The organism is Amycolatopsis sp. lyj-112, from assembly GCF_046549055.1.
Taxonomy (GTDB): domain Bacteria; phylum Actinomycetota; class Actinomycetes; order Mycobacteriales; family Pseudonocardiaceae; genus Amycolatopsis.
The window spans coordinates 1-22,694 of record NZ_JAJPWS010000023.1 but is presented as its reverse complement, the minus strand read 5'-3'; the positions used below and the strand labels follow the sequence as shown (position 1 = coordinate 22,694).

General features: G+C 68.0%; 17 protein-coding genes. 8 read left to right on the top strand and 9 right to left on the bottom strand.

Features of this window, described 5'->3' with window-relative positions:
• Position 1: 1 nt before the first annotated feature.
• Positions 2-781, bottom strand: coding sequence for an isocitrate lyase/phosphoenolpyruvate mutase family protein (locus ACLJRL_RS39440; RefSeq protein ID WP_410661519.1), 780 nt, complete (start codon positions 779-781; stop codon positions 2-4).
• A 57-nt stretch (positions 782-838) separates the two neighbouring features.
• Positions 839-2,653, bottom strand: a complete 1,815-nt coding sequence (locus tag ACLJRL_RS39435) for a glycoside hydrolase family 76 protein (RefSeq protein WP_410661518.1) — start codon at positions 2,651-2,653, stop codon at positions 839-841.
• 170 nt (positions 2,654-2,823) lie between these two features.
• On the opposite strand from ACLJRL_RS39435, the gene ACLJRL_RS39430 reads away from it, so the two are divergent.
• A complete protein-coding gene (locus tag ACLJRL_RS39430) occupies positions 2,824-3,165 on the top strand; it encodes an effector-associated constant component EACC1 (protein WP_410661517.1) in 342 nt (113 codons plus the stop codon).
• Positions 3,166-3,203: 38 nt separating this feature from the next.
• Here ACLJRL_RS39430 and ACLJRL_RS39425 read toward each other — a convergent pair whose 3' ends face one another.
• The gene (locus tag ACLJRL_RS39425; protein ID WP_410661516.1) at positions 3,204-4,445 is read right to left on the bottom strand and encodes a PucR family transcriptional regulator; all 1,242 of its coding nucleotides are present in this window, start codon (positions 4,443-4,445) and stop codon (positions 3,204-3,206) included.
• Positions 4,446-4,555: 110 nt separating this feature from the next.
• On the opposite strand from ACLJRL_RS39425, the gene ACLJRL_RS39420 reads away from it, so the two are divergent.
• The 3 genes from ACLJRL_RS39420 to ACLJRL_RS39410 are packed head-to-tail and all read left to right on the top strand — an operon-like array spanning position 4,556 to position 7,799.
• Positions 4,556-6,049 (top strand): flavin-containing monooxygenase, encoded by a 1,494-nt coding sequence (locus tag ACLJRL_RS39420; protein WP_410661515.1) that lies wholly within the window; start codon positions 4,556-4,558, stop codon positions 6,047-6,049.
• Positions 6,046-6,951, top strand: coding sequence for an alpha/beta fold hydrolase (locus tag ACLJRL_RS39415; protein WP_410661514.1), 906 nt, complete (start codon positions 6,046-6,048; stop codon positions 6,949-6,951). The genes ACLJRL_RS39420 and ACLJRL_RS39415 overlap by 4 nt, the downstream gene beginning before the upstream one ends.
• Positions 6,948-7,799 carry an SDR family NAD(P)-dependent oxidoreductase gene (locus tag ACLJRL_RS39410; protein WP_410661513.1) on the top strand — a complete coding sequence of 284 codons (852 nt, stop codon included), beginning with the start codon at positions 6,948-6,950 and terminating at the stop codon, positions 7,797-7,799. The genes ACLJRL_RS39415 and ACLJRL_RS39410 overlap by 4 nt, the downstream gene beginning before the upstream one ends.
• 7 nt (positions 7,800-7,806) lie before the next feature.
• Here ACLJRL_RS39410 and ACLJRL_RS39405 read toward each other — a convergent pair whose 3' ends face one another.
• Complete coding sequence (locus tag ACLJRL_RS39405; protein ID WP_410661512.1) at positions 7,807-8,454, bottom strand: TetR/AcrR family transcriptional regulator; 648 nt, start codon at positions 8,452-8,454, stop codon at positions 7,807-7,809.
• 89 nt (positions 8,455-8,543) lie between these two features.
• Positions 8,544-9,854 (bottom strand): lipase family protein, encoded by a 1,311-nt coding sequence (locus ACLJRL_RS39400; protein WP_410661511.1) that lies wholly within the window; start codon positions 9,852-9,854, stop codon positions 8,544-8,546.
• A gap of 302 nt (positions 9,855-10,156) precedes the next feature.
• On the opposite strand from ACLJRL_RS39400, the gene ACLJRL_RS39395 reads away from it, so the two are divergent.
• On the top strand, positions 10,157-10,525 hold the full coding sequence (locus ACLJRL_RS39395) for a helix-turn-helix domain-containing protein (RefSeq protein ID WP_410661510.1): 369 nt from the start codon (positions 10,157-10,159) through the stop codon (positions 10,523-10,525).
• A gap of 329 nt (positions 10,526-10,854) precedes the next feature.
• On the opposite strand, the gene ACLJRL_RS39390 is transcribed toward ACLJRL_RS39395, so the two are convergent.
• A complete protein-coding gene (locus ACLJRL_RS39390; protein ID WP_410661509.1) occupies positions 10,855-13,692 on the bottom strand; it encodes an ATP-binding protein in 2,838 nt (945 codons plus the stop codon).
• A 400-nt stretch (positions 13,693-14,092) separates the two neighbouring features.
• On the opposite strand from ACLJRL_RS39390, the gene ACLJRL_RS39385 reads away from it, so the two are divergent.
• The gene (locus ACLJRL_RS39385; protein ID WP_410661508.1) at positions 14,093-15,310 is read left to right on the top strand and encodes a hypothetical protein; all 1,218 of its coding nucleotides are present in this window, start codon (positions 14,093-14,095) and stop codon (positions 15,308-15,310) included.
• Positions 15,311-15,632: 322 nt separating this feature from the next.
• Here the strand turns inward: ACLJRL_RS39385 and ACLJRL_RS39380 are convergent, their stop codons facing one another.
• Both ACLJRL_RS39380 and ACLJRL_RS39375 read right to left on the bottom strand, forming a co-directional pair.
• A complete protein-coding gene (locus ACLJRL_RS39380) occupies positions 15,633-17,627 on the bottom strand; it encodes a tetratricopeptide repeat protein (RefSeq protein ID WP_410661507.1) in 1,995 nt (664 codons plus the stop codon).
• A gap of 193 nt (positions 17,628-17,820) precedes the next feature.
• Complete coding sequence (locus tag ACLJRL_RS39375; RefSeq protein WP_410661506.1) at positions 17,821-19,017, bottom strand: MFS transporter; 1,197 nt, start codon at positions 19,015-19,017, stop codon at positions 17,821-17,823.
• 54 nt (positions 19,018-19,071) lie between these two features.
• On the opposite strand from ACLJRL_RS39375, the gene ACLJRL_RS39370 reads away from it, so the two are divergent.
• Positions 19,072-19,815: an AraC family transcriptional regulator gene (locus ACLJRL_RS39370; protein WP_410661505.1), complete on the top strand. Its 744-nt coding sequence runs from the start codon at positions 19,072-19,074 to the stop codon at positions 19,813-19,815.
• 52 nt (positions 19,816-19,867) lie between these two features.
• Here ACLJRL_RS39370 and ACLJRL_RS39365 read toward each other — a convergent pair whose 3' ends face one another.
• Positions 19,868-21,022: a Cys-Gln thioester bond-forming surface protein gene (locus ACLJRL_RS39365; protein ID WP_410661504.1), complete on the bottom strand. Its 1,155-nt coding sequence runs from the start codon at positions 21,020-21,022 to the stop codon at positions 19,868-19,870.
• Between the two features lie 342 nt (positions 21,023-21,364).
• On the opposite strand from ACLJRL_RS39365, the gene ACLJRL_RS39360 reads away from it, so the two are divergent.
• Positions 21,365-22,555 carry a PQQ-dependent sugar dehydrogenase gene (locus ACLJRL_RS39360; protein WP_410661503.1) on the top strand — a complete coding sequence of 397 codons (1,191 nt, stop codon included), beginning with the start codon at positions 21,365-21,367 and terminating at the stop codon, positions 22,553-22,555.
• The last annotated feature ends 139 nt before the right edge of the window (positions 22,556-22,694 follow it).

Sequence of the window (22,694 nt, the reverse complement as noted above, 5' to 3'; positions counted from 1 at the left end):
CTCAGTTCAGTTTGCGGGTGCCGGCGGGCAGACCGCCTCCGGCGTAGACGTCCTCGGCGAGCTTGGCCAGCGCGGTGAGGGCGACGTTCTGGCTCCACGGACCGTAGGAGACCCGGGAGACGCCGAGTTCCTGCGCGGTCTTCAGCGGAATCGACCCGGGGATGCCGATCAGGTTGACTTTGCGCTCGCCCAGCGCCTCGACGAGCCTGCCGACCTGGGCTTCGTCGAGCTTCCCGGGAACGAAGAAGTTCGACGCGCCCGCGTCCAGATAGGCGCGGCCCCGGGAGATCGCCTCGGTCAGCACCTCTTCGGGGTCGCGGTCACCGGCCTTGACGAAGGCATCGGTGCGGGCGTTGACCACGAAGTCGACCCCGGCCGACTGTGCCGCGGCGACCGCGGCTTCGACGGCCTTCACCGAGTCGGCCAACGGCTTCATCTGGTCTTCGAGGTTGCAGCCGACAGCGCCCACCTCGATCGCCCGGGCGACCGTGCCGCCCGGATCGCCGTAGCCCGCTTCGAGGTCGGCGGTGACCGGCAGATCTCCCGCCGTGCGCACGATCAGCGCGACCTCGGCGATCATCTCGTCGCGCGGGATCTTCTCGCCGTCGGGGTAGCCCCGCGACGCGGCGATGCCGTGGCTGGGCGTGGCGAGCGCCTGCGTACCCGGGGTCTCGGCGACGACCTTCGCGGTGATCGCGTCCCAGACGTTGACGACGAGCAGCAGTTCGGACGCGGCGTGCAGTTCCTGGAGGCGGACGGCCTTTTCGGCGGTGGACTTCATGCACGCCAATCTAGTGTCGGGTGCCCGGCCCCGCCCGGCACCCGGCAGCCCGGGTCGTCAAGGAGTGAACGCGCCGAGCCCGCTCGCCTGCGTCCGCCAGTCGACCTGGTTCCCGGCGCCGCCCGCCCAGCGCTGCCCGATCCGGTTGAGCGCGTCGCGGTCCACGGCCCAGATCGAGTCGCCCTGCCGCCGCGCGTAGTCCCGGTAGGCCGTCGAGTTCGTCGCGCCCGCCAGATCGGCGAGGAAGCGCATGAAGATGCCCTTGAACTGCTTTTGGTTGTCATCACAGGAGTTCTGGGTGACGTCGCAGGATTCGGTGAGGACACCGTTCCTGGTCAGCACCGGGCTGCTCACGGCCGCGTCGGCCAGGCGCCGGGCGGCGTCGAGCCACCGGGTCTCGTTCGTCGCGCGCCAGACCTCGGTCAGGCCGCCGATGGCCAGCCCCTGGTTGTAGGTCCACACCGTCTGGCCGTTGTTGCGGCAGTCGCGGGTCAGGCCGTCGTTGACCAGCCCGGCGGAGTTGATCATCCCGCTCGCCAGGTACCACTCCGCGGCGGCCCGCGTCCGTTGCAGCCAGACGGTGTCGCCCGCCGTGCGCCGGTGCACCGAGGCGACCAGCCTGAGGTACAGACCACTGGTGACGGCGTTCTTGTAGGTCCGTTCGCGGTCCCACCAGACGCCGCCCCCGCACGACCCGGGATCCCAGTAGTGGTGGACGTAACGGGCGATCGTGGTCGCCATGGCCAGATAGCGCGGATCGCCGGTGTGGTCGTATGCGGCCACCCAGGCCAAGCCCCACCAGGCGCTGTCGTCGATGGCACGGCTCGCGAAATCGCCCTCGATGGCGTCGGAACTCTTTTCCCCGGCGGGGAAAACGCCGCGGTTCCGGTCGAATGTGCGCGCGATGACCCAGTCATAGCGCCGATCTCCGGTGCTCCTGGCGTGCTCGATGACCGCGGTCACCGTCGCCGCCGAGTTCCACCAGCTGCTCGGCCACCAGCCCGGGTAGGGATCGTAGGAGTACATGAGGACGTCGGCGGCGGCTGATGCCCGCGCCGGCGCCGGACGTGCCCATGCGGTGCAGGATCCTTGCTGGTGACCGGCTTCGCGGCCGCACGCGCGGACGGCGCCGCCGTAGTGACGCCCTCGGGGATCGCGGGTCGCGAACAGCACCGTCCGGCCGGTGTTCGCCCCGGCGGCGATCGAGGTGCGGCCGAGTGACGAACCGCCGGGCCAGCTGACGCCGGCGTCCCATGAACGGTCCAGCCAGATCTCGTCTCCCTGACCGCCGGCTTCGATGGTGCCCCAGGCCATCGCGTTCCGGTCGACATGGAGGCGGATCATGCGGCCGAACACCGTCGTCGGCGCGACGGGCTGTTCGTCGCCGTTCGCCTGGCTCGTGCCGTCGCAGGTGACGTCGCAGACCTTGGGATAGACCCATTCCGTGCACGCGATCCCGGCGGCGTCCCCGCAGGCGCGGATCAGGCCGCGCCGATGGTGCCCGGGATCGGTCACGTTGTACATCAGGGTTCTCGTGCCGGTCCAGGTGCCGGGGATGCTCGCCTTGCCCAGCAACCCTTCCCAGGTCGCACCGCCGTCCCAAGACCGGTCGAGCCACACGGAATCGCCGGTCGCCCCGCGGTCGATGCTGCCCCAGGCCATCCCGTCGGCGTCGGAAACGTGCAGCCGCAACAGCCGTCCGTTGATCGTCTTGTCCGGGACGGGGAACGTGTCCTGCTTCGCCCGCGCCGGATCGAGCGTGTCGCACGACAGCACGCAGACCGCTGCGGTGGCGGCCGCCACCGGCTCCGCGGCCGGTACGGGAATCGAAGTCAGGGTCAGAGCGAGCACGAGATGGATCAGCGATGACATCGTTGTCCGCCCTCGGGTCAGCCGCGCGCCGAATGTGGGATGTCTTCCATGGTCGGGTTTTCGCCACCGGCCGGTCAAGGGCGGATACCGGTCAGATCTCAGGACAGGATCCCTGTTACGACCGGACATGGGGCCACGACGTGGGGGTGTCATCGTCGAGTGGAGGTCTCGTGGAGCTAACGATCAACAGTGGCGGCGACGAACAGGAGTTAAAGGAGTTCTATACCTGGCTCCGTGACGACGTTGACGTCGTGCGGTCCGCGACGGTCGGCACCGCCGGGCCGGGGGACTCGGGTCAGATGGGGGCGTTCGAAGTCATCCGCATGTCCATCGGCTCCCTGACCGGGCTGGCCAACCTGGGGATGGCCTGGGGCACTTTCCTTCAGTCCCGCAAGGGAATACCGTCGTTCACCATCACGATCGCCGGTGAGCTGTCCGAAGAGCAGCGCAAAATGCTCCGGAACCTGGATCTCCCGCTGGCCCCGCCGGAGGATGGCGAGTTGAGTACGTGATGGTCCCTTCCTGTACCTAGGCGCAAGGAAGGGGGCCTTCACGTACTGATCACGCTTCCCAGCCACCGCAGCGTTTCCAGCGCCACGGCGACATCGACAGCGTTCTCGGCCAGCGGCCGGGGGAGTAGCTCGTCGGCACGGGCCAGGCGGCGGATGACGGTGTTGCGGTGGGTGTAGAGCCGTTCGGCGGTGCGCGTGGTGTTGCCCAGTTCGTGCACGTAGGTCCGGACGGTCTCGCGCGTGTCGGCGTCGGCGGTCCGGAGGTCTCCGAGGGTGTCGGCGAGGAATTCGTCGGCCTGGGCGGGATCGACGGTGAGCAGGGCGAGGAGCTGGATGTCCTGGTACCGCGCGATCTGCTGCGGTGAGGTGAGCCGCGCGAGCATCCGTTGGGTGGCGGCGGCGTCCAGGTGGCTGCGGCGGAAACCGTCGATACCGCTGCCCGGCCGTCCCAGCGCCACCCGGACGTCGGGATGCGGTGCCAGTTCCTCGGCGAGCGTGTCGGCGCGGGGTGTGGCCCGGCCGGGCAGCCAGACCCACAGTGCCGCGGCGCTGGCGACGACGGTCAGCCGGTGCGAGGCGCCGCTGGCCCGCATGAGCGTCTCCGCGGCGGTTTCGAGCTGCTGGGACGACGGCGTGACCGAGGCGCTCCAGACGATCGCGGCCGTATGGGGCCCGGCGAGCGGGTAGCCCAGCTGCGCCTCGGCCCGGGAACGGCTGATGGGCGCGCCTTCCAGCAGCAGGGTGACCGCGGCGCGCCGTTCGGCGTGGGCGCCGCGGGTCAGTTCCGTGCGTTCGGCGGCCATCCGCTCCGAAACCGCCGCGACGGTGTCTTCGATGAACGTGGTGATGGACAGCGACGAGACGTCCAGCAGTTCGCGGAGCAGGACGGGATCGGAGGTGAGGTCGAAACAGATCTCGATCCACCGGCGCCAGGCCACCCCCTGTGCCCGCCGGTAGGCGTCGAGCCCGCCGGAGTCGAAGCCCCGGCGCACCATGTCGCGGGCGCCTTCGAGGACTTCCTGGTTCAGGTTGGCGGAGACCCGCCTGCCCGGATGCTGCACGTTGGCGGCCGCCCAATGCAGCAGGTTGGCGAGGTTCGCCCGCTTGGTCCCCTCGGTGAGCACGGGATCCTCGGCGACCGCGCGCATGCTGCCCCCGCCGAGCGAGGCCTCGTGCAGCTCCTCGATCCACTCGGCGCGAGGATGGAGGACGATCTCCGCGCCGCGGCGGAACATGTCCCGGGCTTCCGGCGACAGTGTCGGCCACGGCTGTGTTGGCACAGATGAGGCACTTTGCACCATCGGTCCACAATAGTGTTGCAGATAGTGCTAGCGCAAACCGGCGCTTGCCCCGCATCGTGGGGGTAACCGAGACGAGTCTGGAGTACCGCATGACGACGAGCACACCCGTCGAGCACCTCGACGTGGTCATCATCGGTGCCGGGATTTCCGGGATCGGGGCCGCGCGCTACCTGAAGACCGAGGTCCCGGGCAAGAGTTTCGCCATCCTGGAGGCGCGCGGCGCCTCGGGTGGCACTTGGGACCTCTTCCGCTACCCCGGCATCCGGTCGGACTCCGACCTGCACACGTTCGGCTACGAGTTCAAGCCGTGGCGGGACAAGCAGTCCATCGCCGACGCGCCGCGGATCCTGTCGTACCTGCGCGAAACGGTCGACGAGAATGGCCTGGAATCCCACATCCGCTACCACCACAAGCTGATCTCGGCGGGCTGGTCCAGCGACGAGTCCCGGTGGCTGCTCGAGATCGAGCGGACCGACACCGGCGAGCGCGCCCAGCTGAGCGCGGGCTGGATCTTCAACGCGGGCGGCTACTACCGCTACGACGAGGGCTTCACCCCGGACTTCGAGGGCAGGGACAGGTTCGCGGGCACGATCGTGCACCCGCAGCACTGGCCGGAGGACCTCGATTACGCAGGCAAGCGCGTCGTGGTGATCGGCAGCGGCGCCACCGCGGTGACCCTGGTGCCGGCGATGGCGCCGACCGCGGCGCAGGTCACGATGCTGCAGCGCACCCCGAGCTACGTCATGCCGGTGCCGCGCGAGGACAAGATCGCCAACGTCCTGCGCAAGCTCCTCGGTGACGAGCGGGCCTACGCGCTCACTCGCCGCAAGAACATCCGCAAGGGTCTCGCCGTCTGGCAGTTCTGCCAGAAGTTCCCGAAGACCGCCCGCTCGCTCATCCGCTACGTGAACAAGAAGCAGCTGCCGAAGGACTTCGCGGTCGACGAGCACTTCAATCCGCCCTACGACCCGTGGGACCAGCGGCTCTGCGCGGTACCCGGCGGCGACCTGTTCGCCGCCATCCGCAACGGCAAGGCCGACGTCGTCACCGACAAGATCTCGACCTTCACCGAGAAGGGCGTCCTGCTGGAATCCGGGCGGGAACTGGAGGCGGACATCATCATCACCGCCACCGGCCTGAACCTCCAGGTGTTCGGCGGGGCCCGGCTCAGCGTCGACGGCAAGCCGGTGATCCTGCCGGAGACCGTGGCGTACAAGGGAATGATGCTTTCGGACGTCCCGAACGCCGCGTTCGCGATCGGCTACACGAACTCGTCGTGGACCCTGAAGATCGGCCTGCTGTGCGAGCACTTCTGCCGGCTGCTCAAGCATATGGACACTCACGGCTACGACGTCTGCCGCCCGGTCCTCGCCGACCCGGACATGCCGACCCGGCCCTTCCTGGATTTCGCCGCCGGCTACGTCCAGCGCGCCCTCGACCAGTTGCCGCGCCAGGGCAGCCGCATGCCGTGGCTGACCTCGATGAGCTATCAGTCGGATATCAAGCTGCTGCGCGCGGACGACATCACCGATCCCGAGCTGCACTTCTCCCACGCGAACGTCCGGGAAGCGGTGAGCTCATGACGCAGGACAGCTTCGCCGACCTGCCCGGCGGCCAGCGGATCTGCTACCGCGAGGACGGCCCCGCCGACGGCGTGCCGTTGGTGCTGATCGCCGGTCTCGGGCTTGATCTCACGTCGTGGCCGCAGCGCATGATCGACGGCTTCACCGAGCGCGGGTTCCGCGTCCTCCGGTTCGACAACCGGGACGCGGGCTGCTCGGGCCGGATCAAGGCACCGAATCCGGGCAAGCTGAGCCAGTTGCTGGCCCGTCCGCTTCCGGGCGCCTACGACCTCGGGGACATGGCCGCGGACACCGTCGGCCTGCTGGACCACCTGGACGTCGGCAGCGCGCACCTGGTCGGCATGTCGATGGGCGGCATGATCGCCCAGACCGTCGCCGCCCGGCACCCGGAGCGGGTCACGACGCTGACGTCGATCTTCTCCACCACGGGCGATCGCAAGGTCGGGCAGCCTGCGCGGTCGACCCTGCTGCGGATGGCCAAGGGGCCCGCCCGGACCGTCGAGCAGTCGGTGCGACGGCACCTTTCGCTGATGGGCCACCTCGGCTCGGCCGCCTACCCGCTGGACAAGGACGTCGAAACCGCCTGGGCCACGAGCCTGTGGGAACGCGCCGGGGGAATGCGCGCCCGCAGCGGGATCGCCCGCCAGATCGGCGCGATCCAGGCCAGCGGCGACCGCACCGCGGAGGTCCGCCGGATCACCTGCCCGACACTCGTCGTCCACGGGGACACCGACCGCATGGTCCACCGCAGCGGCGGGCGGGCCACCGCGGACGCCGTGCGCGGCGCCCGGTTCGTCGAAATCCCCGGGATGGGCCACCACATCGCGCCGGACCTCGTCGACAGGCTCGTCGAGCTCACCACCGACCTGGCCGCGCTCGACGCGACAGGAGAAAGCCGATGAGCGGCGTCCGCGGCAAGGTCGCCGTCGTCACCGGAGCCGGTTCCGGCATCGGCCGTCAGCTGGCCCTCGAACTCGCCCGGCGCGGTGCGCGTCCGGCAGTGTCCGATGTGGACGAAGCCGGCCTGGCCGAAACCGTCGTCCAGCTCAAGGCCCTGGGCGCCGACGCGCGGAGCGCGGTGCTGGACGTCAGCGACCGGCCGGCCGTCGAGGCGTACGCGGCCGAGGTCGTCGAGCAGTTCGGTGTGGTGCACCAGATCTACAACAACGCCGGTGTCGCCGGCGGCGGGCAGACGATTCTGGAAGCCGACTGGGAGAGCTACAACCGCACCCTCGGGGTCAACCTCTTCGGCGTCATCAACGGCACGAAAGCCTTTCTGCCGCACCTGATCGACTCCGGTGACGGACACGTCGTCAACATCTCCAGCCTCAACGGCATCATGGCGCAGCCGACGCTGAGCGCTTACTGTGCCGGCAAGTTCGCCGTCCGCGGGTTCACCGAAACCCTCCGCACGGAGATGATCCTGGGCAAGCACCCGGTCGGCGTGACGGTGGTCCACCCGGGCGGGGTCAAGACCGGGATCGCGTCGTCGTCCCTGCGTGAGGCGCAGGCTCGCGGTATCGAGCCCACCGCCGAGCAACTCGCCCGTGTCCGGCTCTACAACGAGAAACTGCTGAAGATGCCGGCCGATCGGGCCGCCCGCATCATCCTCGACGGCGTCGAAGCCGGAAAGCCGCGCGTGCTCGTGGGAAACGACGCGAAGATGGTCGACAGGCTCGTCCGGCTGCTCCCGCGTCTCTATCCGAAGCTGATCGTCGACTTCGAACGGAAGCGATTCGCCCGCTTGTGATCCGGCGTCACCACGAGTCGCTGTCGCGGTGCCCGAACAAGCCGAGCAGCCAGGTGTAGCGGACGGCTTCACGGGCTTGGGCGTAGGCGTCCTCGGTGGCATTCCAGATCGCTTGGGTGATCAGCTCGATCGTGGCGGCGACGACGGTGCGCGCGGTGAACGGCGGCGGAAGCGGTAGCGCGGGATCGGTGGCGCGAAGCCATTTCGCCGTCCGTTCGAAGACGGCTTCCCCCGCGCGCAAGGTGTTCTCCCGGGCTTCGAGCCCCGCGTCGCCGAGGGCGTAGATCTCCAGCAGGACGGCACGGACCTCCGTCGGGCGGCGGTGCACGTAGTCGACGAGGAAGTCGCAGCAGGCGGTGACCGCGTCCAGCGGGGTGGCCGCCGCGGTGGCCACCGCGACACCCTGTTCGATGAACTCGGTGGTGATCTGGCGGTAGGCGGCGAGAAAGGCGTCCTGCTTGCCGGTGAACTGTTCGTAGAACGACGTTCGCGACACCCCGGCGGTGGCGGTGATGTGGCCGACGGTGGTGGCGACGTAGCCGCGTTTGCCGGCGTTCTCCAGCACGGCGTCGATCATGCGGGCCCGCTGAGTGCCCGCCACTTCGTCCCGGCTCAGGTTGTGCGGTCCCTTCGGCAGCCTGCGGTGCTCGGTCACGTGCAGCACGGTACCGGTCCAGACAACCGTGAAGGCCTCCTTCCCTACCGTCACAGTAGGGAAGGAGGCCTTCACGGACCGAGCACCGGTCAGCTGACCGGCACCTCCGGCGCGAGCGAGTTGCCGGGCGCGATCTTCCCGCAGGTGGACGGCGCGGGCTTGCCGGCGAACCGGTCGTTGAGCCAGCCGATGGCCTGCGGCGCCCAGGCGACCGCCGCCCCGACGTGGCTCAGCGTGTTGTACTGGTCGTACTTGATCGACTTGTTGCCGGTGTCGCAGTACTGCCGGGCGAGCGAGCGCACGTCGCCGGCGACCATCACACCGTCGCCGGTCCCGATCCCCGGAGGGTTACCGAAAGTGCCTTCGACGACGCCGTTGTTGCCCTGCGCGATGTAGCCGGGCACGGTGGGCGTCGGCGCGGAGCCGAGGTTGATCTTGTTCACGGCCTCGACGTACGGCAGCACCTTGTTCGGGTTGGTGTACTCGGGCTTGACGAACTTCTCCCACGTCAGCCCGGGATACCGGCCGAGCGCGTCGGCGATCGACGCCTTTTCCATGTCCTTGAGCACCTGAAGGCCGTAAGAATTCGCGTACGGCTTGAGGTCGATTTCGAAGGATCGCGAGACCCCGATGAGGGCCATCGGAATGACGCCGGTCCAGGCGATGCTTCCGTTGACGTATTTGAGGTTGTGCGACGGCTTGACGAGCACTCCGCCTTCGGTGAATCCGACGAGATTCTTGTTGACCTCGGGCGCGTAGGTCGGCGCGAGCGCGGCGGCCCAGCCGGTCGCGATGGCACCACCCGAATAGCCGATGAGACCGAACTTGGTCTTGTCGTTCATTCCCGTTTCCGGTGCCCGCGTCGCGGCGCGGACCGAATCCAGGGTGTTCGTCCCGTATTCCGGACCGGCCGCGAAGTTCGCCTTCTGGCCCTCGGTGTCGGGAATGACGACGTTGTAGCCCAGCAGCAGTGCGGGTGCGACGAACAGCGCCTCCGCGTTGGCGATCAGGCCGCCGAACGAGACGTCGCCGGCGATCGCCCTCGACGGCCCGTGCTCGGGGTTGAGCGAGTCGTAGAATGATTGGTACGAAACGGCTTTGGTGCTGTCACCGGTGAGGCTTCGCACCACGGAAGTGACGTTGGCGGACGGTTTCCCCAGTGCGTCGGTGGTCCGGTAGAGCAACTGGGTCACCTTGACCGGCGTGGCAATGCCGATCACGTGGTAATTCAGCGTCCGGGTCTTCAAGACTGTCCCGGGGCTGTACGACGACAGCGGTTCGCTGCCGGTGTAGCTGTAGAAAGAATCGGTCGCGGGAGCGGCCGTGGCGGCCGGTGCGGCGGCGAAAGTGACGATGAGGGCGATCGTGACGGCCAGCAGACGAGCAGGCTTTCTGATCATGACTCCCCTTTGAATCATGAAGTGGATCACTATTGGGATGACCGGAACCTACCAGCCGGTAACTGGTGATGTACAGGGGCGTACATGATTTATTGTCACGACTCTTGACGATAGATGTGTACTGAGCCGCTCGTCGCGGCCATGCCGTTCCCGGACGGACTCTGAGTGACGGGATCGGTGACGGTGCGCCAAGGGCACATTGCGGCGCGTGGGGGAATTACCCCGAAGAGACTGGATTTAAGGGCGCGCAAGTACGACCGTGGAGAGACTGGTCGTGCCAAGAGCGGGGTGGTGGCCTTGAGATGACGGGCGCGGACGATTCCGGCGCCTGTGGTGGGGAAGGTGATCTCGACGCCGAAGCCGAGTTGGTGCGTGCGTACGAAGCCGGCGCGACGATCACGGAACTCGCCGCTCGTTTCGGGATGACCTACTACCGAACGCGCACTTCTCTTCTCGCGGCCGGGGTGGTGTTGAGGCAGGCGGGGCCGACTGGAGCGACGGCCCCGCCACGCTTTGTCGAGGCATACCTCGCGGGGGCGAGCATTCAGGATCTGGCGACGAGATTCGGCCTGAGCTTCGGTGTCGCCAGGCGGATGCTGCTGCAGAGCGGGGTCCGGCTCAGACCCCAAGGTGGCGTTCCGCGAGGAGACGCGACCGGTGGTGCGAAGTGATACTTCGGGCTGCGTCCGCGGCGGCCCGTCCGGCTGGTCAGTAAGGGCGCCACCAGTCGCCGATCACCATCGCGAGAGCGGTGGCAGACAGCATGAACATGGTGAACGACTGGGAGTGCCGCAACTTCTTCAACTTGCTCCTCTGACGGTTTGGTGGGGACTCGAATCACCGGTTCAATAAACCCAGATGTTCGTTTGCAGAGGACGATAGGGCTGTCCGCGATGAAACGTCAACGCTGTAGTCGCGAGCTTGCGCGCGGTTGTCGCGCTGGCAACGTGCGGAGCAGCAACAATCCACCCGCCCGGCCGTTACGGGAGCACGTAGTTCACTACTTGGAGTGAAGCCCCCCGGCGCGTCGGGGTGGTGGAAGCATGGCGACGGTGTCCTCGTCGCCTGTCCGTGTCGCGGGGATCTCGGGTTCACGCCCGGCGAGTTCGGTGATCAGCGGAGCGAGCTCGGCCGCTTTGGTGTGCCGCCCCCGGTCTCGGTAGAGCCCTGCCGCCTCTTCGAGAACCTCCCTGGCTTCGGAAAAGGCGCCGTGGTCGGCGAGAATGCGGCCGAGTGTGGCTCGAGCGCGAGCCAGGCCGGTGGCGTGATGGCTCCGCTCGGCGAGGCCGATCGCGTGGTCGGCGTGCCGGATCGCTTCCCCGTCGTTGAGTCGTGCGTGCGCGAGTTCCGCCATGACGGTGTACAGCTTCATGGTCGCCGGGAGGTGATGGATCTCGTCGGCCAAGGTCAGCGCCTTGCCGCACTGGAAGTCGGCCTCGTCGAACCGGCCTACTCGCGTCAGCACGATCGCCATCGCCGAGTGCACGGCCAGTTGTCCCGAGGAGTCCCCCGTTTCCTGCTTGACCTGTAGTGCGCGACGGTAGTGTTCCAGTGCCTCGTCGTGCTTGCCTGCCGCCTCGAGCGCGTCGCCCAGTCGATACTCGGTGACCCCGAGGTGACCGGGATGCCGCACCGTCCGAGCCAAGACCAGGCAATCGCGATACCGGGCGACGGCTTCCTCCGTCCGGCCGGCGTGATGATGCTGCCGTGCCCAGTTGAGCATGATGGTGAGTCTGCCGAATTCGTAGCCTTGCGCCTGGACGAGTTCGTACGCCCTTGTGAGGTAGTGATCCGCTTCGCGATCGTTTCCGATGATCATGTGGACCTGACCGAGGTCGTTCAGGGTCGCACCCTCGGCGACCCGGTCGCCGGCCGCCGCGGCCGATCGGGCGGCGATCTTCAGGCCATTCACGATGTCGTCGTAGAACCCGTATCGGTCGTAGATGTCGATGGTGACATGGGGGATACGCCAGGCGTACTCATGCAGCCCCTGCCGGTGCGCGTCTTCGACGAGTGCGTTGATGTTCGTTCTCTCCCGGAGGCACCATTGGCGAGCGGCCGCGGGCGAAGCGAAGTCCAGGGGAACGCAGCCGGGCTCGACCGGGATCATCGGAGGCCGGGGCTTGTACGGATGCACTGACGCGTGCGCGTTGAACGCGGTGTGCAGGTAGAACGACAGCAACCGCCTCCGGGGAGCGTCCTCGTCGCTTTCATGGCCCGCGAGGGTCGCGGCGTACCGGTGGAGGATGTCGTGCATCCGGTAGCGGTCGAGATCGCCGGGATGCTGGATCAGATGCGCGGCGAACAGTGCGTCGAGTGACCTCCGCGCGGCGGGGATTCCCATCGCCCCGGCCGAGGCGAGCGCAGCCGGGCTCATCTCCGTGCCGGGATGCAGGCCGAGCAGGCGGAACATGCGCTGTTCGGTCTCCTCGAGCGCGTTGTAGGACCACGAGTACGCGGCCTGCAGATGAATTCCGGCGCCATCCCCGTCGTCTCCGATCATCAGGAGCGTGTCCGCGTCTTTGAGCTGGTCCGCCAGGGTGCGCAGCCGTAGCCCGCCGCGTGTGGCGGCACGGTCGGCCACGATGCTCAAGGCGAGCGGGATGCAGTCGCACGACCGGGCGAGCTCCTCGAGGACTTCGGCTTCATGTTGTCCTCGGTTTCGCATGCGGTGTGCCAGCAGCTCGCACGACTCAGCGGGCGACAAGGGCTCGAGTGCGACCGACGGCGCGTTGTGCAGGGCTGTCAGCGGGGTCAGGCGCCGTCGCGAGGTGAGGATCACCGTGCACGAGGCCAACACGTCCAGCAGCGGCTGGACGTGGCCGGAGTTCTCCACGTTGTCCAGCACGACGAGCACCGGTCTCCGGGAAAGAAGGGTGGCCAGTTTCGTCATCCGTCCGGCCGGGCTGACGATCCGGTCGACCGGGAAGTCGAACGCCGAAAGCAGGGCATCCACGACGTCGGTGATCTCCAGGCGTTGGGTCCGGCTGAACCCGTGCAGATCGATCATGATCACACCGTTGGTGAACCGTTCGGCGGCGCGGTGGGCCCAGTGCCCGATGGTGGTGGTCTTGCCGACACCGGGCGGGCCGGTCACGCAGACGATCGTCGCCAGCGGCTCGCCGGTCGTGCCGGTGGTCAAGGAATCGAGATTCGCCAGGACGTCCTCGCGGCCCACGAGACGGTCGATATCGCGCGGCAGTCGTCGCAGCGGGATGACGCTTTCCTCGACTTGCTTCGGCTTTCTGTCGGCGGTTACCGTCGTGACCTGAATGGATTTCGGAATCGAGGACGCGAGTGCATCGTGGAATTCGCGGAGTTCGCCTGCGGCCTGCTCGTCGCCCTCCGTGCGGAACGCGCGGTACTTTCTCAAGTAGAACGCCGTGATTTCCCCTCGGCGGCCCGCTGAGTTCAGCGCCTTCAGTCGAAGTTTGGCGAAGCTCAGTTCGTCCGGATGGTCGCGATCGAGATCGTCCAGTCGCTGCAGGGCGGCGGGTGACTGTCCGGTGGCGATCAGTTCGTCGAGCAGGTAACTGTTCGCTGGTATCCAATCCGATTGGATGAATGACGTGCGCCAGTCTTCCGCCGGCCGGGTCGTGAGGTCGGCCAGTGGTTGTTCCCGCCACAGTCCCACTGCCGCTGTCGCTGCTTCGCACGCGCGCAGGTGTTCCCCGCTGTCGCCGAGCGCCCTGGCGTCCTTCATCGCCGTGCGGAAGACGACGTAGTCGATCAGTGAAGGATCGACGTCGAGGGTGTATTTGCCGTTCGCCGTGACCAGCGCCGCGGGTGCGCGCGTCTCCCGGAAAAGCTGCCTCAGACGAGTGACATATTGGTACATCGTAGCTCGCGGGTCGCGCGGACGTTGTTCTTGTTCGTCCCAAACCCATTCGACTACGTTTTCGACGGAAAGGCGTCTTCCGGGACGCGTGAGGAGTGCGGCGAGGATGCCCTCTTCGCGTCGCCGACCCCAATTCGCCACCAAATTCCCGTGCATTCGCACAGTAGTCTGCCCGAGAACTCCAAAGGCAACTTCCATGGCAGGCCCCTTCCCATCAGCAGTGTTCGCTGCCGCCCCTCGCCTCGCTCTCCAGTTTCACATTCTTTTCCGTTTCGAACCAGCGCGACCAGCGAGGACCAGATGAGGAGTGATCCTTTGTCAGGAGCGTCAACCACGGTACGAAAGGACCGTGTCAGACGCACCGTCCACTCTCGCTCTCACAGTCAGCGGACGAGAGGGGATGCTCGTGAGCAAGGAGATGTGGATCCGGGGGCCGGTCGGGGCGGGTGCGGAGGCGCGGGTGACGCGGGCCGGGTGCCGGACGGCGCTCGTCGTCGTCCCGACGATGACCGCCGGCACAAGACTGCTGGATATCGTGCCGTTGCTCGAATCGGACCACAGGGTCCAGGTGGTCTTCACTGTCCCGCACACCACGGATCAGTGGCCAGGGGTGGAGGAATTCGTCCGGGCGCAGCACGGACTTCTCATGCCGTGGGAACAGGCGGTCCACCACACTTTCGACCTCGTCCTGGCGGCCAGTCATCGCCACCTCGAGCAGCTCCGGGGCCCCATCCTGCTGGTCGGGCACGGCGCGGGGACGATGAAATCGCATCTGTACAGCCGGAAGGCGGAGATCCCGGTACTGCCCGCCACGGGCCTCGATCGTGAACTCCTGACCTATCGCGGCCGGATCCTTCCCGCCGTCCTCGCTCTGGCCACCGAAGAGGAGCGGGCGGCACTGGGTTCCCTCTGCCCGGAAGCGCTGCCCGTCGCGGTCGTCGCCGGGGACATCTGCCTGGACCGGTTGATCGACGACGACCGGTTCCGCGAGCACTACCGGCGGGCGCTAGGGCTGAACCCACGCCAACGGCTGGTGACGATCAGTTCGACGTGGTCGACCGACTCGATCTTCGGCCGGGTCCCGAGTCTCTGCCGGGCGGTTCTCGACGCCCTCCCGCCGTCGCGCTATTCGGTCGCGGCGGTGCTGCACCCCAACGTCTGGACCGTCCATGGACGGAGGCAGGTGGCGGCTTGGCTGGCCGACTGTGTCGAGGCCGGTCTGCGCCTCATCCCGCCGGATCGCGGCTGGCAGGCGACCATGATCGCGTCGGACTGGGTGATCGGCGACCACGGTTCGACCACCGCGTACGCCGCCGCGATCGGCCGTCCGGTGACCGTGGCCACCGAGCCGGGGGACCGGTTACGCCGCGGGAGTATCGCCGATCTCGTCCGGGAGAACGCCCCGCTTCTGGAGTCGGGGCCGTTGCCCGGCCAGGAGGCCGAAGCGATCCGGTGCCGTGAACACCTGTCACCGGTCGTAGCCTCGGCGATCAGCTCCAGGCAGGGGGAGGCGGCCGGGATTCTGCGGTCGGCGATGTACCGCCTCCTGGGGCTGGCCGAACCGGAGTGTCCGCCGTCGATCCCGATGCTGCCCGTGCCACAGCCGATCGAGGTGTGACGACATGGACATCGTGTACGCCGTCCACGGCCATGCGCCGGGCGTGGCCCGGCTTCGCATCCGGATCGACGATTCCGACGGCGATGTCCTCGCTGTCGCGGTCGACACCGTGCCACCGGCCTGGGCGGCGGCAGGAGACGTATTGCTCCGGGAGGACAGCGAGACGGCCGCTCTGGCGCGGGTCGCCGCTCGAACCGCGTTGATCCGCCATCCCGGTGCCACGGCCGTGATCGCGGCCCACCCGGCCGGTCATGTCATGGCCACCCGCGCGAGGACGTTGGTGGTCGCGGCGAAACGACGCCCCCGGCCGGAGAGCTGGAGCTCACGATTGAGCGTCCTCCTCGGTACGGGGAACGCCCAACTCGGTGTAGAGGGCACGAGCTTCGGCGAGGCGGCCGGTGCCTTCCTGCTCTCGGCCGCACTGAAGTTCGACGTGGCCGAGCGCGGTGAGGATCTCTGCCGTGTAGTAAGGGGAATCGAGCGCCCGCACCGCACGCAATGAGTCGGTCAACGGGGTGATCGCGTCCTCGGCCCGGCCTTCCGCGGCATAAACCTTGGCGAGGGCCATGATGGACCGCGCGTGCTGGTTGGCATCGCCGAGCTCCGCCATCATGGTCGCCGCCGCGGTCAATTCGATCATGGCCTCGCTGTGCCGGCCGAGCTTCGTCAGTACCTCGCCCTGGCGACGCCGGCACAGCGCCACCCCGCGGGGAATTCCCAGCCGCTCCTGCAGATCCGCCGCCTGACGGTAGAAATCGAGTGCACCGTCGAGATCCCCTTGTCCTCGAGCGGATCGGCCTAGCTGGGAGAGCGCGGTCGCCTGTGTCGGGCCGTCGTTTTCCTGCTGTCCCAAGCGAAGTGCGACGATGTTCTCTTCGGCCGCCTTGTCGTACCGGCCGAGTTTGGCGTAGGCGAAGCCGAGCTGGGATCTCAGCCGTGCCTCCACCAACGGCAGGTTCACGCGCGTCGCGGCTCGCACACCCCGCTCGTTCATCGCGATCCACGGTCGGTAGTCCCGGTGGTGAAGGAAGAAACCCCATGACGCCTCGCAGAACCGCCACACGATGTCATCCCATTCGTGGTCCGCGGCTTCGGCGAACACGGCGCGGATGACCGACAGGTGATCACGCCACCAGGCGAGGCCGTCGGCGCGTTCGACGAAGTCCTTCGACCGCGATTCGCGGGTGGCGTACCGGGCCCGATGGGGGTGGATCGCCTCGTCTGCGGCCAGGACCCGGTCGAGGTACCACCCGGCGAACGACCGGGCCAGCCGGTCCCGTTCATCACTCGGCAGTGCGGTGGCGGCACGCGTGCGAGCGTCGCTGTGCAACACCATGTGCTGGACGAACCGATCTTCGCCTGCCTCGGTCAGGAGGTTCGCCTCGATCAACTCGTCGACATCGTCCTCGACGGCGCCCACGGTGCGGCCGAGCGCGGCGGCCAAGGGTTCGGTGGACAGGAAAGGCCCTGGATGCACACCGCACGCCAGATAGACCGTGGCCGCACTCTGGGGGAGCCCTTCAAAGACGACCTGGAAGATCGCGTTCAACGACAGTGTCTTGTCGGCGGACCGGCCGCTTTCGGATGTCCAGCGTCCGTAAGCGGCGGCTTCACGGGCGAGACTTCGCTTCGGCCGCGTTCTCAGCCGCGCGGCCGCCACGGACAGCGCGAGAGGGAGCCCGCCGCACGAGGACACGATCTCCGAAGCGGAAGGTGGATCGGAGCGGACGCGCTCGGTGCCGGTGTACCTCTCGAACAATCCTCGCGCCTGGGATTCGGTGAGCACCGGCAGATCGACGAACTGGGCCCCGTCGATACCGAGATCGGTGAGCCGCCATCGGCTGGTGACGAGGACGGTCACCTCCTGACCGGCGGGAAGGAGCGGGCGGACCTGGGCGACGGACGAGGCGTCGTCGAGCAGCACGGCCATTCGCCGCGAGGCGGTGGCCGTCCGGAACGCCGCGGCCCGCTGGTCGAGGCTCATCGGGATCTCCGCCGGCGAAGTCCCCAGCGCCGTCAGAAATCCGTGCAGGACTTCGCCGGGGTTTTCCGGAGGCCGCTCCCGCGCACCGCCGAGGTCGCTGTACAGAATGCCCTGCGGGAATTCGTCCGCCTTGCGATAGAGCCAATCCAAAGCGAGCGAGGTTTTGCCGACACCGCCAACCCCGCTCACCACTACAAGCCGTCGTCCGGTGCCTTCACTCCAGAACCGGTCAAGTTCGGCGGTGAACCGTTCTCGCGCTTCGAACACCGCGGGCGCGGCGGGGATCTGCCAAGGCCGATCCGCGGAAGCGACGAGGCCGGCCGGGGCGGTCATGATCTGATCCCACAGCTCTTTCCCGCTGGTTCCGGCTGGTGCGAGTGCTGTCCCAGGTCGTTCATGCGGTGTCCCCCCGTTTGGTCTCCAGTAGGCCAGTGTCTCCAATGGTGCGGGTGCGGGCGAGAAAGTGTGAATGGGGTAATACCCGAACAGACGAATTGTGCACATGCGTATGCGCGGGAGTGCCACATCAGCGCCTGCTGTCGGTGAGTTTCACGCCATCGTGCGGAATTCGGTCTTCCTCGGCCGTCTGCGAGCCTGGCTCCCGCAGGGAGCGGATCGTGAGCCAGCACAGAACCGGCAGCACGATCAAGGGCAGCAGCGCCGTCTGAAGGGACGTGTGGTCGGCGACCGTGCCGAGGACGGGGCTCGCGAGGCCGCCGATGCTGACGGTCAGGCCGAGGGTGACACCGCTCGCGGTCCCGACCCGGGTCGGGAGGTAATCCTGGGCGAGCGTGATCTGCAGGGAGAACGGGAGGTACAGGCCCACGGCGGCCAGCAGGACGAATGCGAAGAAGGCCGGGCCTGGCACGAACACGACTCCCGCGACCGCGCCGATCGTGGCCAGATACGACCGGCGCACCACGGTCACCCGGTCCCACCGGCCCGCCAGCCTGCTGCCCAGCAAGGTGCCCACGGCCCCGCCGAGGTAGAGCAGGAACAGTGCGGCACTGCCCGTCGTCGTGCCCCCGCCTGCCCGTTGCTGGGCGTAGAGCGAGACGAACGTGCTCAGCCCGACGAACACGATCGAACGGAACACCACGGCCAGCGACAGCTTCGTGAACGACCTCCAATCGTCGGCGTCCACGACGTCGGCGGAGGAACCGCCGGTGCGGGCGGACTTGGTGAGCGCGCGCAGCACGGGCAGGCAGAGCACGGAGCCGGCCAGTGCCGGAACGACGAGCAACGGGGACATCCGGAGCCCGCCGGTGGCCATGGCAGCGGCGACCAGCACCGGGGCGGCGGCGAATCCGATGTTCCCGCCGAGGGAGAACCAGCCCATCGCCGTATGCCTGCCGCCACTGGCGATCCTGGCGACCCGGGCCGCCTCGGGATGGTAGGCGGCGACGCCGATCCCGGACACCGCGACGAAAGCGAGTGTCAGCGCGTAGGAGTCGAAGAGTCCGCCGAGGCCGATGCCGAGCCCGCCGAGGATCGTGCTCGACGGCAGCAGCCAGGGCATCGCCCACCGGTCGGTCAGCGCGCCGAAGAGCGGCTGTGCCACCGAAGACAGCAGCGACGCGGCGAGCACGATGCCCGACACCGCCGCGTAGCCGTAGGCGCGCTCGGCGGCGAAGAACGGCACCAGCGCGGCCACCGAACCTTGGTACACGTCCACGCAGGCGTGGCCGGCCGACAACAGGATGATCGCTTTGTTCCGGGGCACCCCGCCATGCTCGCCGCTCGATGCGATGTCGCGCTTCCGATAAAATGACAGTCGATGACGAAAATCCGCCACCTGCCGGAGGCGCCGACGCAGGTCCGGTCACTGGTCTCCGGCGAGGCCATCGACGCGCACCGCCACGACGACCATCAGGTCGTCTACGCCGCCCGCGGCGTCCTGGCCATCACGACCGACCGGGGCTCCTGGGTCGCCCCGGCCACCCGGGCCATCTGGGTGCCCGCCGGAACCGTGCACGCCCACCAGGCGCACGGGGGACTCGAACTCCATCTGGTGGGCCTGCCCGCGGCCGACAACCCGTTGCGGCTGACCGAACCGAGCGTGCTCGCCGTCGGACCGCTGCTGCGCGAACTGATCCGTGCCTACACCGGCTCGCCGCACGACGGCTCCCCGGAACGGCGACGGCTGCGCACGGTCCTGCTCGATCAGCTTCGGGCTTCACCGCTGCAACCCGTCCACCTGCCGGCGCCCACCGACCCGCGGCTGCGGGAACTCTGCGCGATCCTGCGCGCCGACCCGGCCGACGACCGGACACTGGCGGCGCTCGGCGTTCAGGTCGGGGCGAGCGATCGCACGCTGACGAGGCTCTTCAAGGCCGACCTCGGGATGACGTTCCCGCAGTGGCGCACCCAGCTGCGGCTCTACCGCGCCCTGGTCCTCCTGGCCGAGAACACCCCGGTGACCACGGTGGCGCACGCCTGCGGCTGGTCGTCCACCAGCGCGTTCATCGACGTCTTCCGCCGCGCCTTCGGCCATACACCGGGCACGCATCACGCCCGCTGAACGAAAACGGGGCCGGTCCACAAAGGACCGGCCCCGTTTCAGAATTCAGTCTTTACGCCTCGCTGCGGCGACGACGGACCAGCAGCACCATCAGCACACCGGCGCCGAGGAGCACGCCGCCGATGGTCAGCGGCAGGGCCGCGGAAGCACCGGTGTTGGCCAGATCGTTGCCGCCACCCGACTCGGCGCCACCGGGGGTGGTGGGCACGGCCGGAGTGGTCGCCGGGGCGCCCTGCTTCCAGTTGGCGGTCGCGTTCGCGGTGACCGAGGTCTTCTCGGACTCCGCCACGATCAGCGACTGGGCCGGGACCTTCGCGTAGTTCTCACCGACGAAGAGGCGGCCGGTGTCCAGGTGGCCGCTGACCTTCAGCGAGAACGAACCGTTGCCGTCCTTGGCGTCCTTGGGGACGTCCACGTAGACCTTGGTGCCGTCCTTGATGTCGGCGGCCTTCAGCGCCTTGCCGTCGGCGTCGGTGATCTTGACGCCTTCGGGCAGCTTGCTGGTCAGGTCGGTGATGTCACCGTTGGTCGCCACGCTGTACGGGCCGATCCGGGTACCCGGGGCTCCTTCGCCCTTGGCCGGGCCGATGTCCAGCGTCGGCTTGGGCTGCTCGCCGATGCCGACGTTGTCCTTGCCGGTCAGGTAGTCGTAGGCCGCGAGCACGTCGGCCGACTCTTCGGCACCTTCGTACGGCAGCGGCTTCTTGCGGTCCAGGTCCTTGCCATCGCTGAAGTGCCAGACCGCGGCCTGTGTCGCGGTGACGGCCTCCTCGACGGACAGGCCGTCGGTCAGCTTGACGTCCTTCTTGCCGAGCGCGCCTTCGAGGCTCTTCACGGAGACGACCGGGTAGCCGTGGTGCAGCACCCAGTTGATCTTCTCGTTGTTCTTGTTGAACGGCGAGGCGGCGTCGGGGTACTTGTTCCACGGACGCTCGATCATGTCCTGATCGGTCCGCATGCCGACCTCGACCTGCACGCAGTACATCTTGAGCTTGCTGCCGTCGGAGAGCTTCAGCCCGAACAGCTTCGTGACGAAGTGCTTCCCGCCCTCGAAGTTGACGCTGAAACCCTCGGTGCCGGCGTCGCCGATGACCCGGCCCCGCGCCGCGCCGTCGTCGGCGAGGGCGGCCGGAGCGGCCATCGTCATCGCGACGGCCGCAGAAGCGACCGCGATCCCGCCGCGAACCAGAACTGACCTGCCGTGCATGTGTCTCCCATCCGATACGGACCACGAATGCCAGGTGCCGCTTGCGACCACAGGCCCCGACCGCAACGGCTAGCTCGAACAGGGGATCAGTAATCCCATCGAGCGAGAGCGGAGCATACATAGGTCACACACAGGGTCATTTCGCGGTATGGCAGATGTCCGAATTGCCCCGATGAGTGGGTGAACGCCAGGAGAATGATCTTGGGCGAGTAGATGACGGCCTGCCCGCCGGAAAGAAACCGACCCGAAGCTCGCGTATGGAGGTACCGCCGCTGCTCCGGCCACTGTATGAATTGGTCCAGATGAATTGGACCAGACCATTCAACGGTGATTGGAGTCCAAATGACGCGACGACACCTTCGGCGGGGGTTGTCCCTGGTAGCCGGCCTCGCGCTGGCGGGGTCACTGCTCCCGGCGGCGAGTAGCGCGGAACCCCAGGTGCAGCGAGGCGTCCCGCTCGGCGAGCTGACCGCGACGGCGACCCAGGTCGCGTCCGGACTCCAGAATCCGACCGCGATCACGGCGCTGAACGACGGCTCGGGCCGCATCCTCGTCGTGGAGAAGAGGGGTGTCGTCCGGGCGTTCCACCCCAAGACCGGGCTCGCCGCCAAGCCGGTCCTCGGCATCAGCGCCAAAGTGGACGGCGCGGACGTCGAACGCGGTCTCCTCGGGCTCGCCATCGCCAAGGACAAGCGCGTCTACATCGCCTACACCCGCAAGTCCGACAGCGCGGTGACGCTGGGCCGGGTCCGCTTCGACACCGGTGAGATCACCGAACTGCTGAGCCAGCCGCATTCCGAGTTCCCCAACCACAACGGCGGCCAGCTGGCGTTCGGCTCGGACGGCTACCTGTACTGGGGGATCGGGGACGGCGGCGGCGCGGCGGATCCGCTGGCCACCGGGCAACGGCTGGACACGCTGCTCGGCAAGATCCTGCGCGTCGACGTCAACCGCGCCTGCCGTCCGTTGAAGTACTGCGTCCCGGCCGGCAACCCGTTCATCGGCGTCGCGGGCGCGCGCCCCGAGATCTGGTCGTACGGGCTGCGCAACCCGTGGCGGTTCTCCTTCGACCCGGCCGACGGATCGCTGTGGATCGGCGACGTCGGACAGGGCCGGTTCGAGGAGGTCGACCACATCGCCGCGCGCAAGGCCGGCGCGAACTTCGGCTGGTCCTGCAAAGAAGGCCCGGTCGTGTTCGACCAGGAGCGCTGCAAGGAAGGCGCGGTCTACACCGATCCGGTCTTCCACTACATCTCCGGGGCCGAGGGCTGCGCGGTGATCGGCGGGAACGTCTACCGCGGCAAGAAGTTCGCCTCGCTGGCCGGCGGGACCTACATCGCCACCGACTTCTGCCAGGGCACGGCGTGGGCGGTGCGGAAGAAGGCCGACGGCACCTACGAAAGCGCCCGGATCGGCGAGTTCCCGCTCGACGCCACCACGTTCGGCACCGACCAGAACGGTGAGCTGTACCTGGCCGACGAGCGACCCGGTGGGCTGCACCGGATCTCGTTCCAGCACACGCCCCAGGGCTGACCACCGCGAATCAAGTCCGTGAAGGCCTCCTTGAGGGACTCAGAGTCCCTCAAGGAGGCCTAATGGGTTGTGTTCGAGCTGGGTTTGGCAGGCTTGGATGTGGTGGCTGCTGGCGGGTGAGCACTCGTGAGGCCTGGGT